Source organism: Mycobacterium bourgelatii (assembly GCF_010723575.1).
Lineage (GTDB): Bacteria > Actinomycetota > Actinomycetes > Mycobacteriales > Mycobacteriaceae > Mycobacterium > Mycobacterium bourgelatii.
Window position 1 is genome coordinate 2,516,200 of sequence record NZ_BLKZ01000001.1, and the last position, 16,993, is coordinate 2,533,192.

Sequence of the window (16,993 nt, forward strand, 5' to 3'; positions counted from 1 at the left end):
CGACAACGCTTTTGTCCCAATGGTTGTCGCTGAAAGCCGGGCAGCAGATCAGATGGTCCCGCGCGGAGGCCAGAGTGGCGCATGTGACAACGCGTCATGAGCCAACGGCCCCCCACTACGGTTTGACCGCGCGCCACCGCTGCTCGCCGCGCTGGACCTCGACGTCGATGTCGACAAAACCGGCCCGCGCCAACCGATCCGGCAGCTGTGCCGGGTGCAGCGGGTTGCAGGTGTCTCGAAAGTGCGCAATGCGGAACGGAATCGAGTCCACGCCGTCGCTGCCGGCGAAGACGCCGCCCGGTTGCAGCACCCGGAACGCCTCGGCGAACAGCTGATCCTGCAACGGTGGCGTGGGAACGTGATGCATCATGGTGAAGCACACCACGGAACTGAAATCCGCTGTGGCAAGGCCGGTATCGGCGCCGTCACCGTGAATGATGCGGGCCAGGTCCCCATACTTGGACTGCAGCCGCCGCGCCAGGGCGGCGTCGATTTCCACGGCCGTGTACTTCGCGCTCCGCTCCGCGAGCACCCGCAGGTTCGCGCCGTACCCAGGGCCGATCTCCAGCGTGTTATCGCCAAGCGGCACATCGGCCAGTGCCCAGGGGAGTAGCTGCCGCTCCACCGTCTTCGCCCAGAACTCGGAGCCGCAACACAACCTGTGGCAGAGGTTCATTGCCATACGGCAAGACCCTATGCCACGAAGGCGGGGTCCTAGTATCGGCAGTTGTGGAGTCCCGTTGGGTGCTGCACCTGGATATGGACGCGTTCTTCGCTTCGGTCGAACAGCTCACCCGCCCCACCCTGCGGGGGCGGCCCGTGCTGGTCGGCGGCCTGGGCGGACGGGGTGTTGTCGCCGGTGCCAGCTACGAAGCACGGGTGTACGGCGCACGGTCGGCCATGCCCATGCACCAGGCGCGCCGCCAGATCGGTGTGACGGCGGTCGTGTTGCCGCCCCGCGGGGTCGTGTACGGGTTGGCCAGCCGGCGGGTCTTCGACGCGGTGCGCAGCGTGGTGCCCGTCGTCGAGCAACTGTCCTTTGACGAGGCATTCGGGGAGCCGCCCCAGCTAGCCGGGGCATCGGCCGACCAGGTCGACGAGTTCTGTGAGGAATTGCGGCGGGTGGTGCGCGAAAAGACCGGCCTGGTCGCCTCGGTGGGCGCCGGTTCCGGCAAACAGATCGCCAAAATCGCCTCCGGCCTGGCCAAACCCGACGGCATCCGGGTGGTGCGGCGCGCCGAGGAGCAGGAACTGCTGCACGGGCTACCGGTGCGGCGACTGTGGGGGATCGGACCCGTCGCCGAGGAGAAGCTGCACCGGCTCGGCATCGAGACGATCGGACAACTGGCGGCGCTTACTGACGCCGAAGTGGCCAACATCCTGGGTGCGACCATCGGCCCCGCGCTGCACCGGCTGGCCCGTGGCATCGACGACCGTCCCGTCACCGAGCGCGCCGAAGCCAAACAGATCAGCGCCGAGTCCACCTTCGCCGTCGACCTGACCACGCTGGACCAGTTGCGTGAGGCGATCGACCCGATCGCCGAGCACGCCCATCGGCGCTTACTGCGCGACGGCCGCGGCGCGCGCACCGTGACGGTGAAGCTGAAGAAGTCCGACATGAGCACGTTGACCCGGTCCGCAACGCTGCCCTATGCGACGACCGAGGCCGGGGCGTTGACTGCCCTGGCCCGGCGGCTGCTGCTGGATCCCCTCCAGATCGGCCCCATTCGCCTTCTGGGCGTCGGGTTTTCGGGCTTGAGCGACGTACGCCAGGAGTCGCTGTTCCCCGATCTGGAGTTTTCGACCGAAGCCGAGGAAGCCCATCACACCGTCGAGACGACGGCGCCGCCACTGCACGACGCGACCCCCTGGCGGATCGGCGACGATGTCGCCCATCGCGATTTCGGGCACGGCTGGGTGCAGGGTGCGGGCCACGGTGTGGTGACCGTCCGCTTCGAGACCCGCGCGTCGGGACCGGGCCCGGCGCGGACGTTTCCCCTCGACACCGCCGAGCTCACCCCCGCTAACCCCGTCGACAGTCTGGACTGGCCGGACTACGTCGGCGCGCTGCGGGACCATGAGGCCGAGGCGACAGAGCAGGAAGATGACGAAACGTCAGCCCCATCGCTCGATGAGGTCGGCGACCTCGGTGGCCGGTAGATCCGCGGCCAGCGCCGCCATCAGCAACACCCTCGCCTGCGAGGACGGAAGGTGCGGCACCATCAGGGCACCCGCGCGCACCAGGTCATGCCCGGGGCCGTAGGCGGCGCCGACCCGTCCGCCGGGCACCCGCGTGGTCACCCCGACGACGATGCCGTCCCGGCACAAGCGACGCACCCCGTCGACCACGGCGGCACAGGCGTTACCCGAGCCCAGCGCTTCCAGGACCACCGCCCGCGCGCCCGCGGCGGCGAACGCGTCCAGCGCAACCGCGTCACTGCCCAGGTACGCCGCGGCGATGTCGACCCGTGGCGCGTAAGCGGCGCTCAAATCCGCGAGGTACGGGCGGGTCTTGCGCTCGGCAAGGCTCAGGCCGTCGGCAACCGTGCCCAACAGCCGTCCGGCGTACCCGCTGAGATCCTCGGTGACCACCTTGCGCAGGCCCAGCGGCTGCAACACCCGGCCGGCGAAGCACACCAGCACACCGAGGTCCCGGGCGGCTGGGCTGGCGGCTACCGTCAGCGCGTCGCGAATGTTGGTCGGCCCGTCGGTGTCGGGTGCGTCGGCGCTGCGCATGGCACCCGTCAACACCACCGGCACTTCACCCGCGTAGGTCAGGTCCAGCCAGAGGGCGCTTTCCTCCATGGTGTCGGTGCCGTGCAGCACCACCACGCCGTCGGCGCCGGAGTCGGCGGCCGCGCGCACGGCGGCGCTGATCCGATCCCAGTCGGGCACCGTCAGTTCCGAGCTGTCGACCGCCATCAAATCCACGACCTCGACGTCCAGACCGGCAGTCAGGTCCGCGCCGCTGTGTGCGGGTCGTCGCACGCCGTCGGCGCCGGTGCTGCTCGATATCGTCCCTCCGGTGGTGATCACGGTGAGGCGGCCCATGCTCGGATCATCCCGCACGTTGCGACTGGTATCCGCATGCGGTGCCGATCTTGCATCTGGGGGATGATGGGAGAGTGCCTGACGAACCAACCGGATCTTCCGATCCGTTGACCGCAGCAGGGGCCGGGGATGAGGGCGCTGGCCAGCCCGAAACTTCCGCACCGCCCCGGCGTCTGCGGCTGTTGTTGTCGGTCGCGGCGGTCGTGTTGACCCTGGACATCGTCACCAAGGTGCTGGCGGTCAAGCTGCTGCCGCCCGGACAACCGGTCTCGATCATCGGTGACACCGTCACCTGGACCCTGGTGCGCAATTCGGGCGCCGCATTCTCCATGGCGACCGGGTACACCTGGGTGCTGACGCTGATCGCCACGGGTGTGGTGGTCGGCATCTTCTGGATGGGCAGGCGGCTGGTGTCGCCCTGGTGGGCGCTGGGCCTGGGGATGATCCTCGGCGGCGCGATGGGAAACCTGGTCGACCGGTTCTTCCGGGCGCCGGGACCGCTGCGCGGGCATGTCGTGGACTTCTTGTCGGTCGGGTGGTGGCCGGTGTTCAACGTCGCCGACCCTTCGGTCGTGGGCGGGGCGATCCTGCTGGTCGTTCTGTCGATTTTCGGGTTCGATTTCGACACGGTCGGACGGCGCACGGACGACGACGACACCTCGGCCAACCCCGAGGCTGACGGCGACGCGGTTGACCGAAGTAAGGCCAACCGACGGTGAGTTCACACCGATCGATGCCCGTTCCGGAGGGATTGGCGGGCATGCGTGTCGACGCGGGTGTGGCGCGCCTGCTTGGGCTGTCGCGCACCGCAGCCGCGGCGCTGGCCGAAGAAGGCGGGGTCGAACTCGACGGCGTGCAGGCGGGGAAGTCCGACCGCCTGACCCCCGGCGCGTGGTTGGAGGTCCGGCTACCCGAGCCGCCGAAACCACTGGAGAACCCGCCGGTCGAGATCGAAGGCATGACGATCCTGTATTCCGACGACGACATCGTCGCGGTCGACAAACCGGCCGCCGTGGCCGCGCATGCTTCGGTGGGCTGGACCGGCCCGACGGTGCTGGGCGGCCTGGCCGCGGCGGGCTACCGGATTACCACTTCGGGTGTGCACGAGCGTCAGGGGATCGTGCACCGCCTGGACGTCGGCACCTCCGGGGTGATGGTGGTCGCACGTTCGGAACGCGCCTACACGGTGCTGAAGCGGGCGTTCAAACAACGCACGGTCGACAAGCGTTACCACGCGCTGGTGCAGGGACATCCCGACCCATCCAGCGGAACGATCGACGCCCCGATCGGCCGGCACCCCGGCGGTGAATGGAAGTTCGCCGTCACGCGGAATGGCCGGCACAGCCTGACCCATTACGACACCGTCGAAGCGTTCGTCGCCGCCAGCCTGCTCGATGTGCACCTGGAAACCGGTCGCACCCACCAGATCCGGGTGCACTTCGCCGCGCTGCATCACCCGTGCTGCGGTGACCTCGTCTACGGGGCCGACCCGAAATTGGCGAAAAGGCTTGGGCTGGAACGGCAATGGTTGCATGCGCGGTCGCTGGCGTTCGCTCACCCGGCCGACGGCCGCCGGATCGAGATCGTCAGCCCCTACCCGCCCGATCTGCAGCATGCCCTGGACGTGTTGCGCGCCGAAAATTGATTTAGTGCACCGGCTTTCGGGCCTCGACCAGCACCCGCGTGGCGTGCGCGACGAAGGGTCCGTCGGATTGGATGCGCTCGTGCAGCTCGCGCAGCCGGGAGCGGTGGCGCCGCACGGTGAAGTCGGGTACCGCCCAAATGACTTTGCGCAGAAAGTAGACGACGGCGCCGATGTCGAAATACTCCTGGCGTAGCCGTTCCAGACGCATCGTCACCACCTCCAGGCCGGCGGCCCGGGCCTGCGCACGTTCCGCGTCGGGATGGCGGCGGGCCCACGCTTCGGGCTGGGGGCCCTGGGAGGCTCTGAAGAATTCCACCAATTCGGCCACCGTGGCAGGCCCGATGTGCTGTGCCAGGTAGGTGCCGCCGGGGCGCAGCACTCGGGCAATCTCGTTCCAGCACACTGTGTTCGGATGCCGACTGGTCACCAGGTCGAAAGCCTCGTCGGCAAACGGCAGTACCGATTCGTCGGGTGGGGTTACCACGACCACCCCCCGCGGATGCAAGCGCTGCGTCGCCAACGCGGCGTTCGGTGGCCATGCCTCGGTGGCCGCCATCGTGGGTGGGAACTTCGCTGCGCCGGCGAGTACCTCGCCGCCTCCGGTTTGAATGTCCAGCGCCGCAGACACATTCGCCAGCCGGTCGCTCATCAACCGTTGATAGCCCCAGGAGGGGCGCTGCTCGGTCGCCCGGCCATCCAGCCAGGAGAAATTCCAGCCGTCCACCGGCGCCGAATCGGCTTCTGCGACCAGTTCGTCGAACGTGCGCGACATGTCGAACTGCCTCACGACCTCACGAGGGAGTTTTGCAGACGAACTTGCTACATCCGGGGATGCCGCTGAAGTCGACCTGCACCTCGCCCTGATGTTCCCAGTACTCGATGCCTTGACGCCCGTACCGGGAGCCGCTGCCGGACGGCTGGGCGAACAGGATGTGCTGGGCGCCTTTCCATTCCAGTACTGCCGCCGGGGGTTCGAACTGGTTGAAGAACTGCGCTGTCAAGGGACTGTCCTCGGCGGGGCACCGGAAGGTGACGACCGGCGGGATCGCCGTGGCGGGGTCGGACATGGCCAACTCGACGAGGCGGGTCTGGTATGCCTCCCGCACGCACGTGCGTACGTCGGCGTTCTTCGCGCAGGCGTCGCGCTGTGCGGCCCACTTGTCCTGCGCGGCGGTGAGCGCCGACTTGTCCGCGCCCGTCCGGTCAAGTGCCCGCTGGTAGCCGCCAGCGATTCGATTGTCCAGGTCCCGCAGCACCGGGTCGTCGCAGACCAGTTGCTGGGCGGAGTTCGCAGGTTTGGCGCAGTCGAGCGTAGGGCCCGAGGTGGCTGCCGGCGGCGGCGTGCTTTTTGAGCTGCAGGCGCCCAGCAGCAGGGCTGCCAGCACGATGGCGATCAGTCGCATACGTGCTGACTACCGCCCACGCCGCGAACGCGACACCCGACACGCCAGCGAGCAGTGGAGTTTCTCGAATACGCGCGGTTCAGACTCGGCTGTCCTCGGGAGCCGTCTTGGCTTCTCCGGACGCGATGTCGGCGGCGAGCGGCGCGATGGCGCCGAGGATCTCGGTCACCGTCGCCGCAGGCACCCCGGCCGCCGCCAGTGCGTCGCCCAAGTGCCCGGCGACCAGGCTGAAGTGCTGCATGGTGATGCCGCGCCCTTGGTGCACCTGCTTCATCGGTGCGCCGGTGTAGGGCTCGGGCCCGCCGAGGGCGGCGGCGAAGAACTCCGCCTGTTTGCCTTTGAGACGGCTCATATTGGTGCCGGTGAAGAACCCGGACAACTGGTCGTCGGCGAGCACTCTGCGGTAGAAGTCGTCGACGACGATTTCGATCGACTCATACCCGCCGATCTTGTCGTAGATGCTGAGCTGCTTGCGCCTCAGCAGGCGCGACAATAAACCCATGTGTCAGCTGACCATCGGGCAGTTGCGCTGTCGTTAGGCCGCGGTCACGCGCGGATTGCTGTCCGTAACAGGTCCATTGCCTCGAATCGCCGAACGCCGTATCTATTCGGGGGCCGATGTCCTAGGTTGGCATCATGACGTGCGTCACACCAACCACACCGCCATCATCAGGAGCGATCTGCCAATGAATCTTGGTGACCTCACGAACCTGGTCGAAAAGCCCTTAGCGGCGATGTCGAGCATGCTCAATACGCCGAACTCGGCCGGACGATACCGGCCCTTCTATCTCAGGAATCTGCTCGACGCGGTCCAAGGCGTCAAGCTCAGCGACGTCGTCGAGGGCAGGACCATCCTCATCACCGGTGGGTCGTCGGGCATCGGTGAAGCCACGGCCAAGAAGATCGCGGAATCGGGGGGCTCCGTCGTGCTGGTCGCACGCACCCTGGAAAACCTCGAAAAGGTCGCCGACGAAATCCGTGCCGACGGTGGGGAAGCCCACGTGTACCCGTGCGACCTCGCGGACACCGACGCCATCGCCGAGATGGCCGACAAGGTGCTCGCCGACCTCGGCGGTGTCGACATCCTGATCAACAACGCGGGACGGTCGATTCGGCGCTCCTTGGCACTGTCCTACGAACGGATCCACGACTACCAGCGGACCATGCAGCTCAACTACATCGGCGCGGTCCAGCTGATCCTCAAATTCATCCCCGGGATGCGCGAACGCGGCTTCGGGCACGTCGTCAACGTCTCCTCGGTCGGGGTGCAGACCCGCGCACCGCGGTTCGGCGCGTACATTGCGAGCAAGGCCGCGCTGGACAGTCTGTGCGACGCACTCCAGGCCGAGGTGGTGAAGGACGGTGTCAAGTTCACCACCGTGCACATGCCGCTGGTGCGCACGCCGATGATCAGTCCGACCGCGATGTACGACAAATTCCCGGCCCTGACGCCGGATCAGGCCGCGGGTGTGATCACCGACGCGATCGTGCACCGGCCACGGCGGTCCAGCTCACCCTTCGGGCAATTCGCCGCTGTCGCCGACGCCGTCAACCCTGCGGTGATGGACCGCGTGCGCAACCGCGCATTCGGCATGTTCGACGACTCCGCCGCGGCGAAGGGAGGCGAATCCGGCACGGAAGCAGCGCAATTGGACAAGAGAAGCGAAACATTCGTGCAGGCGACCCGAGGAATACATTGGTGACATCATGAGCCTTCCGAAACCGAGCAAGACGTCTACCGTCGTCATCACCGGTGCCTCTTCGGGTATCGGGGTCGAACTCGGGAAGGGCTTGGCCGGCCGTGGCTTCCCGCTGATCCTGGTCGCACGGCGCCGCGAGCGCCTCGACGAACTCGCCGAGAACTTGCGCGCGGAGCACAAGATCGACGTGGAGGTTCTGCCACTCGACCTGTCCGACACGGAATCCCGCTCGAAGCTTGTCGATCGGCTGCGCACCGATCCGATCGCCGGCCTGTGCAACAGCGCGGGATTCGGAACCAGCGGGTACTTCTACGAATTGCCCTTCGAACGGGAAAGCGAGCAAGTCACCCTCAACGCGCTCGCGCTGACCGAACTCACCCATGCGGCCCTGGGCGGCATGGTCGAGCGGGGCGCCGGAGCGGTGCTCAACATCGCCTCGATCGCCGCCTTCCAGCCGATTCCCTATATGGCGGTGTACTCGGCCACCAAGGCGTTCGTCCTGACGTTCTCCGAAGCCGTCCAGGAGGAACTGCACGGAACGGGCGTGTCGGTCACCGCGTTGTGTCCGGGTCCGGTGCCCACGGAGTGGGCGCAGATCGCCGATGCCGAGCGATTCAGCATCCCCATCGCGCAGGTCTCCCCGCACGATGTCGCCGAAGCCGCGATCGAGGGCATGCTGGCCGGAAAGCGCACTGTGGTCCCAGGAATCGTGCCGAAGGTCGTCAGCACCAGCGGGCGGCTCATACCGCGTAGCGTGCTGCTGCCCGGAATCCGGATCGGCAACAAGTTGCGCGGGGGACCAGGGCGTTAGCTCAGGGGCGCCTCAGGGCCTTCGCCAGGGATGCTCGGCCAGCATCTGACTGACCAGGTCGACCACCTCGGCGTTGATGCCGTCGTCGTACTGGTGTGAGTACTGGCGGAGTTGCTCGGTCGCCGTCGCAATGCGTTGCAGCAGGCCGCCGTAGGCGTTGGTGGCGGCGCCGGCGTAACTCTCGGCAGCTTCGACTTGCCATTGCGCGCTGTACCGAGAGGGCAGGTTACGCAATTGGTCCGCCAGGTCGCCAGCCTGCTCTTGCGCCGTGCTGACCAGACTGCGCACCAGTGCGACGTCGATCGGAGTCCGGGGCCGACCATCCTCGGCCAGACCGGCCTCCAACACGTAGTCGATCTGGCGTAACACGGAGACGGCGTGCTCGATGTAGCCCGTGTGCGTGCCCACCCCCAACGGCGGGATGGGGATGGTCAGCAGTTGCGGTTGCGCGAGCGCCGCCGCGATCTCCTGGCTGGCGTGCGCCTGTGCCGCGGCTACTTCGGCGGCCGCCGACGCGCGAACCCGCTCGAGCTCCGTGCGTGCCTGCGCGACGGCGTTGTCGGCTTCGGCGCGAATCTGCTCGACCTCGGTGCGTGCCTGCGCGACAGCGGTTTCGGCTTCGGCACGCGCGCGCGACACGTCCGCCTCCGCCGCCTGATGGGCGGCGGCAATCTCACCGGCGGCCTGTCCGCGAGCGGCGGCAACCTCGGCCTCGGCATCCGCACGCACCCGCTCGAGTTCGAACTGAGCCTGCGACAAAGCCTGTTGTGCGGTGGCTCGTTCGGCCGCCCGCTCGGTGATCCGCTGTTCGGCCCGCGCCTCGGCGGCGCTGACCTGCTCAGCGGCTTTGGCAAGCTCGGCCGCGGTGTCGGCGCGGACCCGTTCGAGTTCGGCGCGCACCTGCTCTAGCGCGCTTTCGGCGGCCTTTCGTTCGTCGGCCCGTTCGGTGAGCCGTTGTTCGGCGCGGGCCTCGGCGGCCTTGAGTTGTTCGTTGGCGGTGGCCAACTGGGCGGCGGTATCGGCGCGGAGTCGTTCCAAGGCGTCCCGCACCTGCTCCATGGCTTGTTGCGCGGTGGCGCGTTCGGCGGCCCATTCGGCACGTTCACGGGCAGCCTCCGCCTCCACCTCGCGGGTGCGCTCGCGCGCCGCCGTGAGATCCCGTGCGGCCTGCTCGGCTTCCTTGCGCGCCGCCTCGGCGGCCGCCTCCGCGTCCTTCTTATCCTGCTCTGCCTGACGCGCCGCGGCCTCGGCCACCACCCGCAAGTGGTCGGCCTCGACCAGCCGCAGCACCGGGGACAGCCGTCTTGCCGCCGGCCCGAAGCGGTTGCGGTGGTCGACAAGTTCGCGCTCCGTCATCGCTGACACCGCGAGCAACTCGGTGGGGGGTTGCATGCCGAGTCGCTCGGCGGCGGCCACCGAAGCCGCGGCGGCGCGTTTGGTGAGTGCCGCCCAAGCCGCGGGGTCGAGGTCCTCGATGTGCTGCCGTGTGGTTGTCACCCGCGTCGACGCCTGCCCTTCGTCGTGGTGCTGTCGGCGGCGCCGTCAGAACCGACGTCGCCGCTGTCGGCAACCGGTGGCGGCGGCGCTTGGGGGACCGGCTGCGGCGCGCTTTCGGCGGGGCCGGGCGTGGGGTCAGGCGCCGCGAGGCTGGCGAGCGAACCGGCCTGCTGCGCCAACACCAACGAAAACTGGTTGAGGTAGACGGCCACCGCCTTGGCCAGGGTGTCGTCACCGAGTTGCTCGGCGTCACGCAACAGCCCCCGAAGCAGCTCCAGGGCTAGTTCCGGACCCAGGCCCAGAGTGGCATTTTCACTGGTCGCGGGTTCGATCCCGGCGGTCTCCACCACCCACACGAACCGCTCCCAACAGCGGGCGATAGCCGTGGTGCGCTGCTCGTCGGCGCGGACTTCCGCATGGCGTCGCTCCTGCTGCTCGGCCTGCGCCCGGTCGCGCTTGGCTGTCCGGCGTGCGGCGAAGAAGGCGATGAGCGCGAGAATTAACGCCGCGGCCAAAGCTGCCGCCCCCCCGAAACCCGCTGACATGAAATAGTCGCGCAAGTTCATTCCTCGGAAAGTACCTGCGTACTGCCTCGTTGGAAAACCGGACTGCTGGGCCGTGGCGCTCCTGCGATGCTCTGCGCCGGGATACGCTCTCGCCTATGGCTTCGGTGAACCTGACCCTCGACTCACCCATGACGCCCCAGGAGATGTGGGAGCACGTCTCGGATCTGTCGACGCTGGGCGACTGGCTGGTGTTGCACGAGGGTTGGCGCAGCGACGTCCCGCCCGTCGAAGAAATGACCGAGGGCACCCAGATTGTCGGTGTGGCCCGTTCCAAGGGCCTGCGAAACCGGGTGACCTGGACGATCACCAAGTGGGATCCACCGCACGAGGTCGCGATGTCCGGGGACGGAAAAGGCGGTGCAAAGTACAAAGTCACGCTGACCGTGACACCCACCGAGGAGGGGTCCACCCTGGGTTTGTCCGTCGACCTGGGCGGGCGCGCGTTGTTCGGTCCGGTCGGTGCCGCGGCGGCCCGCGCCGCCAAGGGAGACGTGCAAAAGTCGCTCGACAATTTCGTCAAGCTGTACGGATAAAAACGTCTCGAGACACGGCTCGCGACACGCCGATGGTGTGTCGGTGGGCGGTCATAGACTGGCGTCCCTATGACAGATTCGTTTCCTCCCGGGTCGAGCGTCCCCCGCGGGTCGTCGTTCGTGCACCTGCACAACCACACCGAGTATTCGATGTTGGACGGTGCCGCGAAGATCACCCCGATGCTGGCCGAGGTGGAACGGCTGGGCATGCCCGCGATCGGGATGACCGACCACGGAAACATGTTCGGCGCCAGCGAGTTTTACAACACCGCGACCAAGGCCGGAATCAAGCCGATCATCGGCGTAGAGGCCTACATCGCTCCCGGCTCGCGGTTCGACACCCGGCGAATCCTCTGGGGCGACCCCAGCCAGAAGGCCGACGACGTTTCCGGCAGCGGGTCCTACACCCACCTGACCATGGTGGCCGAGAACGCGACCGGCCTGCGCAACCTGTTCAAGCTGTCGTCGCTGGCGTCGTTCGAGGGCCAACTCGGCAAGTGGTCACGCATGGACGCCGAACTTGTCGCCGAATACGCCGAGGGCATCATCGCCACCACCGGATGCCCGTCGGGCGAGGTGCAGACCCGGCTGCGGCTGGGGCACGAGCGCGAGGCGCTGGAGGCCGCGGCCAAATGGCGGGAGATATTCGGGCCCGACAACTTTTTCCTCGAACTGATGGACCACGGGCTGTCGATCGAACGGCGAGTCCGGGAGGGCCTGCTCGAGATCGGCCGCAAGCTGGACATCCCGCCGCTGGCCACCAACGACTGCCACTACGTCACCCGCGACGCTGCCCACAACCACGAGGCGCTGCTGTGCGTGCAGACCGGCAAGACGTTGTCGGATCCCAACCGGTTCAAGTTCGACGGCGACGGCTACTACCTCAAGTCGGCGGAGGAAATGCGCCAGCTCTGGGACAACGAGGTGCCCGGCGCGTGCGATGCCACCTTGTTGATCGCCGAGCGGGTCCAGTCCTACGCCGACGTGTGGACACCGCGCGACCGGATGCCGATCTTCCCGGTGCCCGAGGGGCACGACCAGGCGTCCTGGCTGCGCCACGAGGTAATGGCGGGGCTGCAGCGCCGGTTTCCGTCGGGAGTCGGCCAAAACTACATCAACCGAGCCGACTACGAGATAAAGGTCATCTGCGACAAGGGATTTCCGTCCTACTTCCTCATCGTTGCCGACCTGATCAACTACGCACGCTCGGTGGACATCCGGGTCGGGCCGGGTCGAGGGTCGGCGGCGGGTTCACTGGTGGCGTACGCGTTGGGTATCACCAACATCGACCCGATACCGCACGGTCTGCTGTTCGAACGCTTCCTCAACCCGGAGCGTCCGTCGGCACCCGACATCGACATCGACTTCGACGACCGTCGGCGCGGCGAGATGGTGCGCTACGCCGCCGAGAAATGGGGCTCCGACCGGGTTGCCCAGGTCATCACCTTCGGCACCATCAAGACCAAAGCGGCGCTGAAGGATTCGGCCAGAATCCACTACGGGCAGCCCGGCTTCGCGATCGCCGACCGGATCACCAAGGCGCTGCCGCCGCCGATCATGGCCAAAGACATTCCGCTGTCGGGCATCACCGACCCATCCCACGAGCGGTACAAGGAAGCCACCGAGGTCCGCGGTCTCATCGAGACCGATCCCGACGTCCGCACCATCTACCAGACGGCGCGCGGGCTGGAAGGCTTGATCCGCAACGCCGGTGTGCACGCGTGTGCGGTCATCATGAGCAGCGAGCCGCTGACGGAGGCGATCCCACTGTGGAAGCGCCCCCAGGATGGGGCGATCATCACCGGCTGGGACTACCCGTCGTGCGAGGCCATCGGCCTGCTGAAGATGGACTTCCTGGGCCTGCGCAACCTGACGATCATCGGCGACGCGATCGAGAACATCAAGGCCAACAAGGGAATCGACCTCGACCTGGAATCCGTGCCGCTGGACGACGGGCCCACCTACGAATTGCTGGGTCGCGGCGACACCCTGGGCGTGTTCCAACTCGATGGCGGGCCGATGCGTGACTTGCTGCGCCGGATGCAGCCCACCGAATTCAACGACATCGTCGCCGTGCTGGCGCTGTACCGGCCGGGACCGATGGGCATGAACGCCCACAACGACTACGCCGACCGCAAGAACGGCCGCCAGCCGATCAAGCCGATCCACCCCGAACTCGAGGAGCCGCTGCGCGACATCCTCTCTGAGACATACGGTTTGATCGTCTACCAAGAGCAGATCATGTTCATCGCGCAAAAGGTGGCCTCCTACACGATGGGCAAGGCCGATGCGCTGCGCAAGGCGATGGGCAAGAAGAAGCTGGAAGTGCTGGAGGCCGAGTACAAGGGCTTCTATGAGGGCATGACGGCCAACGGCTTCTCCGAAAAGGCCGTGAAAGCGTTGTGGGACACCATCCTTCCCTTCGCCGGATATGCGTTCAACAAGTCGCACGCCGCCGGCTACGGCCTGGTGTCCTACTGGACCGCATACCTCAAGGCCAACTATCCCGCCGAATACATGGCCGGGTTGCTCACCTCGGTCGGCGACGACAAGGACAAGGCGGCGGTGTATCTGGCCGACTGCCGCAAGCTGGGCATCACCGTGCTGCCGCCCGACGTCAACGAGTCCGGGGTCAACTTCGCTTCGGTGGGTAAAGACATCCGGTTCGGATTGGGTGCGGTGCGCAACGTCGGCGCCAACGTGGTCGGATCGTTGATCAACACCCGCAACGACAAGGGCAAGTTCACCGACTTCTCGGACTACCTCAACAAGATCGACATCTCGGCATGCAACAAGAAGGTGACCGAGTCGTTGATCAAGGCCGGTGCGTTCGACTCGCTCGGACATGCCCGCAAGGGTCTTTTCCTGGTGCACACCGATGCGGTCGACAGCGTGCTGGGCACCAAGAAGGCCGAGGCGATGGGGCAGTTCGACCTGTTCGGCGGCTCCGATGGGGACGGCGGGGGAGACGCCGTCTTCAACATCAAGGTGCCCGACGACGAGTGGGAGGACAAGCACAAGCTCGCGTTGGAACGAGAGATGCTGGGCCTCTACGTATCCGGGCATCCGCTGAACAAGGTCGCGCACCTGTTGGCCACTCAGGTCGACACGGCCATCCCGGCGATCCTGGACGGTGACGTGCCCAACGACACCCAGGTGCGGGTCGGCGGCATTCTGGCCTCGGTGAACCGGCGGGTGAACAAGAACGGAATGCCCTGGGCATCAGCGCAATTGGAAGACCTGACCGGTGGCATCGAGGTGATGTTCTTCCCGCACACCTACTCCAGCTACGGCGCCGAAATCGCCGACGACGTGGTAGTTCTGGTCAACGCCAAAGTGGCGGTGCGCGACGACCGTATCTCGTTGATCGCCAACGAACTCGTCGTGCCGGACTTCAGCAACGCCCAGGCCGACCGACCGGTCGCGGTCAGCCTGCCCACCCGACAGTGCACCCTGGACAAGGTGACCGCGCTCAAGCAGGTGCTGGCGCGCCATCCGGGCACCTCGCAGGTGCATCTTCGGCTGATCAGCGGCGACCGGATCACCACGCTGGAGTTGGATCAGTCGCTGCGCGTGACACCGTCTCCGGCGCTGATGGGGGACCTGAAAGCGCTGCTCGGTCCGGGCTGTCTGGGCGCCTGACCTGGGTCACCCCAGGAGTGCCCGACCGATATCTTCCTGGTGCGCTTAAGCCTCGCGGATGGCGGTTGACTGGCCTATTCTGCGACAGCAATTGTCGCTGGATACGAGGTGGGTATGACGACGGGGTTCGGTACTGCAGACGAAGCCACCGATGCTGGTGATGCAGAGTGGACCTTTGAGTCTTGCGATGCCGGCGTTGCGCACCGTCATCTGACCACTTCACTGGGTCGGCATGCGTTCAAGGTGTCCGGCAATGGTAAGGGCTTGTGTGTCAGGCACTCTGCTGCGGCGATGCGGGGCATCGGCGTGCATCGACTAACCTACGGCGCGGCCAGTGTGGAGTTGCAGCCAGAACCCAGTGCGAACCATTTCGTTGTCGTGCAACCGCTGCGGGGTCGAATTTCTGCGGCGGGTGGATCGATAGGAGTTGTTGCCAAGCCGGAGATTCCGATCGTTCTCGATGTTGGACGCCAGTACCGTCTGCACTGGGCAGAGCGTGCGTTGGCATCAAAGTTGGTCATTGACAAGCAGTTCGCGCGTGCCGTCGCGGCCGATCGGCATGGCGTTCCCGAAAGCCGGTTGACGTTGAGCTTCGATCTCGGCTGCCCGACTTCAGCGCACGCCACCAGTGTGTGGTCGCGCTTGGTGTCGCTCATCTCGACCCAGGCCGAGGCGGCCAACTCGGCTGAACTGTCTACCCTCACCGAGTTTCATCTCGCCCGGTCAGCGGTTGCCGCACTGCTGGATTGCTTTCCCGCAGCGGTTCGACTTGACACTGAGCGACGCAGTCCACAGGCGTCCGCCGCTTCGGTAGCGAGGGCCATAGCATATATCGAGGCCCATGCTGCGGCTCCAATCACTCTGCGAGACATCGCCGATTCTGTGGGGCTGAGCCCGCGAGCGTTGCAGATCGCCTTTCGTCGGTATCGCAATATGTCGCCGATGGAGTACGTCCGCGCGGAACGCCTTCGACGCGCATACGCCGACCTCCGCGCCGCCGATCCGGATAGCACAACGGTCGCGGCCATCGCCGGCCGATGGGGCTACCACAACCCTGGCAGATTCGCGACCGAGTTCCGCCAGACATTCGGTCGGTACCCGCGAGAGATCCTGGCCTCAGAATGACCGGTAGTGACCCTTGATGCCGGGCCACGACGTGCGGCACCAGCATCAAGGGTCAGCCAGTCGGTCAGCGCCCCGGAAGACCTCGCGTGCGAGCGCTCAACGCTTCGTCAACATCGAAGCGCTGCACGGTGAAGTCACTGAACTTCGGGTGCGAACGCAGTTGCGCGACCAACGGTCCCCCCAAGTAGGAATCCACTGCCGCCGCGTCACGGAAGACGTAGAAGCCGCCACTTCCGCCGTCGACGTTCAGCCACGTCTTGCCGAGCAGTCCGTCCACGTCGATGAGTGCATCAGCGAAGGTATCAGCGATCGCAGCCAGTTCGTCCGGCTCCGCCGCGCTTGAGAATGTCACCAGAATCGCGGTGGCCATATCACCAGATCTCCACGTTTAGGGCCGAGAAGAACTTGGAAAGCGCCGACATGTGCGCTGCAAGCTCGGTGAGCTCGGCTATTTCCGGATCGGAATACCACCGTCTGAGGTTGTCGACGTCTTCGTCGGTGACCTTGTAGGCGTGCAGCGCGATCTTGCGTGCATAGTCGAACACCGCCAACACGCGTTCGTCGAACGCATCCCGGTGCTCGTCATATGCGTGGATCTTGGCCACCAGACTGTCCTCGGCACCTTCAAATCGTGAGGCCGCTGTGTGCCAGGCGATGCAGTACGGGCATTCAAGTGCGAAAGCGACCACGAGACCGACCAGTTCGGCCAATTGCGGGTCTTTCTTCGAGATGAGGCTTTCGCGAACGATGTACCAGTCCTTCTCCAGCCACGCCTTGAGCAGACCCGGGCTCAGCCCGAGTACACGAATGAATTGACTGACCCACTCGTGATGTTCGGGAGTGCCCTTCTCCCGAAATGGATGATCGACAGTTGGTGCGATTTGGAAGTACTCACCGTTGGTCTTCTTCACGTAGTCGTCGAGGACCTGCTTCGCTTCGGGTGACAGGCTGTCTAGATCAGGGACCAACTTCAAGCGGGGCGTCACGGATACTCCTCGGTAGTGTGATGCAGGATCTACT

General features: G+C 66.2%; 17 protein-coding genes. 8 read left to right on the forward strand and 9 right to left on the reverse strand.

Annotation, left to right across the window (positions count from 1 at the left end):
* Positions 1-115: 115 nt before the first annotated feature.
* Positions 116-682: a class I SAM-dependent methyltransferase gene (locus G6N68_RS11165; protein WP_163711648.1), complete on the reverse strand. Its 567-nt coding sequence runs from the start codon at positions 680-682 to the stop codon at positions 116-118.
* Positions 683-729: 47 nt separating this feature from the next.
* Between G6N68_RS11165 and G6N68_RS11170 the strand changes: the two genes are divergently transcribed.
* Positions 730-2,160 (forward strand): DNA polymerase IV, encoded by a 1,431-nt coding sequence (locus G6N68_RS11170; RefSeq protein ID WP_443093975.1) that lies wholly within the window; start codon positions 730-732, stop codon positions 2,158-2,160.
* Here the strand turns inward: G6N68_RS11170 and G6N68_RS11175 are convergent.
* Positions 2,116-3,051: an asparaginase gene (locus G6N68_RS11175; protein ID WP_163718476.1), complete on the reverse strand. Its 936-nt coding sequence runs from the start codon at positions 3,049-3,051 to the stop codon at positions 2,116-2,118. The two genes, G6N68_RS11170 and G6N68_RS11175, sit on opposite strands and share 45 nt — an antisense overlap.
* A gap of 74 nt (positions 3,052-3,125) precedes the next feature.
* On the opposite strand from G6N68_RS11175, the gene lspA reads away from it, so the two are divergent.
* The gene (lspA, locus tag G6N68_RS11180) at positions 3,126-3,770 is read left to right on the forward strand and encodes a signal peptidase II (protein ID WP_240355437.1); all 645 of its coding nucleotides are present in this window, start codon (positions 3,126-3,128) and stop codon (positions 3,768-3,770) included.
* Positions 3,771-3,784: 14 nt separating this feature from the next.
* A complete protein-coding gene (locus G6N68_RS11185) occupies positions 3,785-4,696 on the forward strand; it encodes an RluA family pseudouridine synthase (protein WP_163718480.1) in 912 nt (303 codons plus the stop codon).
* 1 nt (position 4,697) lies between these two features.
* On the opposite strand, the gene G6N68_RS11190 is transcribed toward G6N68_RS11185, so the two are convergent.
* The 3 genes from G6N68_RS11190 to G6N68_RS11200 all read right to left on the reverse strand — a co-directional run bounded on the left by G6N68_RS11190 (position 4,698) and on the right by G6N68_RS11200 (position 6,601).
* Positions 4,698-5,468, reverse strand: coding sequence for a class I SAM-dependent methyltransferase (locus G6N68_RS11190; RefSeq protein WP_163711653.1), 771 nt, complete (start codon positions 5,466-5,468; stop codon positions 4,698-4,700).
* Positions 5,469-5,487: 19 nt separating this feature from the next.
* Positions 5,488-6,099 (reverse strand): MliC family protein, encoded by a 612-nt coding sequence (locus G6N68_RS11195; RefSeq protein WP_163711656.1) that lies wholly within the window; start codon positions 6,097-6,099, stop codon positions 5,488-5,490.
* 79 nt (positions 6,100-6,178) lie between these two features.
* A complete protein-coding gene (locus G6N68_RS11200; RefSeq protein ID WP_163711658.1) occupies positions 6,179-6,601 on the reverse strand; it encodes a group I truncated hemoglobin in 423 nt (140 codons plus the stop codon).
* Between the two features lie 184 nt (positions 6,602-6,785).
* Between G6N68_RS11200 and G6N68_RS11205 the strand changes: the two genes are divergently transcribed.
* Positions 6,786-7,802, forward strand: coding sequence for an SDR family NAD(P)-dependent oxidoreductase (locus G6N68_RS11205; RefSeq protein WP_163711662.1), 1,017 nt, complete (start codon positions 6,786-6,788; stop codon positions 7,800-7,802).
* A 4-nt stretch (positions 7,803-7,806) separates the two neighbouring features.
* Positions 7,807-8,610: an SDR family NAD(P)-dependent oxidoreductase gene (locus G6N68_RS11210; RefSeq protein WP_163711666.1), complete on the forward strand. Its 804-nt coding sequence runs from the start codon at positions 7,807-7,809 to the stop codon at positions 8,608-8,610.
* A 12-nt stretch (positions 8,611-8,622) separates the two neighbouring features.
* Here the strand turns inward: G6N68_RS11210 and G6N68_RS11215 are convergent, their stop codons facing one another.
* Both G6N68_RS11215 and G6N68_RS11220 read right to left on the reverse strand, forming a co-directional pair.
* The gene (locus tag G6N68_RS11215) at positions 8,623-10,107 is read right to left on the reverse strand and encodes a coiled-coil domain-containing protein (protein WP_163711669.1); all 1,485 of its coding nucleotides are present in this window, start codon (positions 10,105-10,107) and stop codon (positions 8,623-8,625) included.
* Positions 10,104-10,673 (reverse strand): hypothetical protein, encoded by a 570-nt coding sequence (locus G6N68_RS11220; RefSeq protein WP_163711672.1) that lies wholly within the window; start codon positions 10,671-10,673, stop codon positions 10,104-10,106. The genes G6N68_RS11215 and G6N68_RS11220 overlap by 4 nt, the downstream gene beginning before the upstream one ends.
* Positions 10,674-10,768: 95 nt before the next feature.
* Between G6N68_RS11220 and G6N68_RS11225 the strand changes: the two genes are divergently transcribed.
* The 3 genes from G6N68_RS11225 to G6N68_RS11235 all read left to right on the forward strand — a co-directional run bounded on the left by G6N68_RS11225 (position 10,769) and on the right by G6N68_RS11235 (position 15,973).
* Positions 10,769-11,206, forward strand: coding sequence for a type II toxin-antitoxin system Rv0910 family toxin (locus G6N68_RS11225; RefSeq protein WP_163711674.1), 438 nt, complete (start codon positions 10,769-10,771; stop codon positions 11,204-11,206).
* 69 nt (positions 11,207-11,275) lie between these two features.
* Positions 11,276-14,848, forward strand: coding sequence for a DNA polymerase III subunit alpha (gene dnaE, locus G6N68_RS11230; RefSeq protein WP_163711677.1), 3,573 nt, complete (start codon positions 11,276-11,278; stop codon positions 14,846-14,848).
* Between the two features lie 114 nt (positions 14,849-14,962).
* A complete protein-coding gene (locus G6N68_RS11235; RefSeq protein ID WP_163711680.1) occupies positions 14,963-15,973 on the forward strand; it encodes a helix-turn-helix transcriptional regulator in 1,011 nt (336 codons plus the stop codon).
* Between the two features lie 64 nt (positions 15,974-16,037).
* Here G6N68_RS11235 and G6N68_RS11240 read toward each other — a convergent pair whose 3' ends face one another.
* Together G6N68_RS11240 and G6N68_RS11245 are read right to left on the reverse strand one after the other, a co-directional pair.
* Entirely contained in the window at positions 16,038-16,343 is a 306-nt protein-coding gene (locus G6N68_RS11240; protein WP_163711681.1) for a YdhR family protein, read from the reverse strand.
* A gap of 1 nt (position 16,344) precedes the next feature.
* Positions 16,345-16,959: a carboxymuconolactone decarboxylase family protein gene (locus tag G6N68_RS11245; RefSeq protein WP_163711684.1), complete on the reverse strand. Its 615-nt coding sequence runs from the start codon at positions 16,957-16,959 to the stop codon at positions 16,345-16,347.
* Between the last annotated feature and the right edge of the window lie 34 nt (positions 16,960-16,993).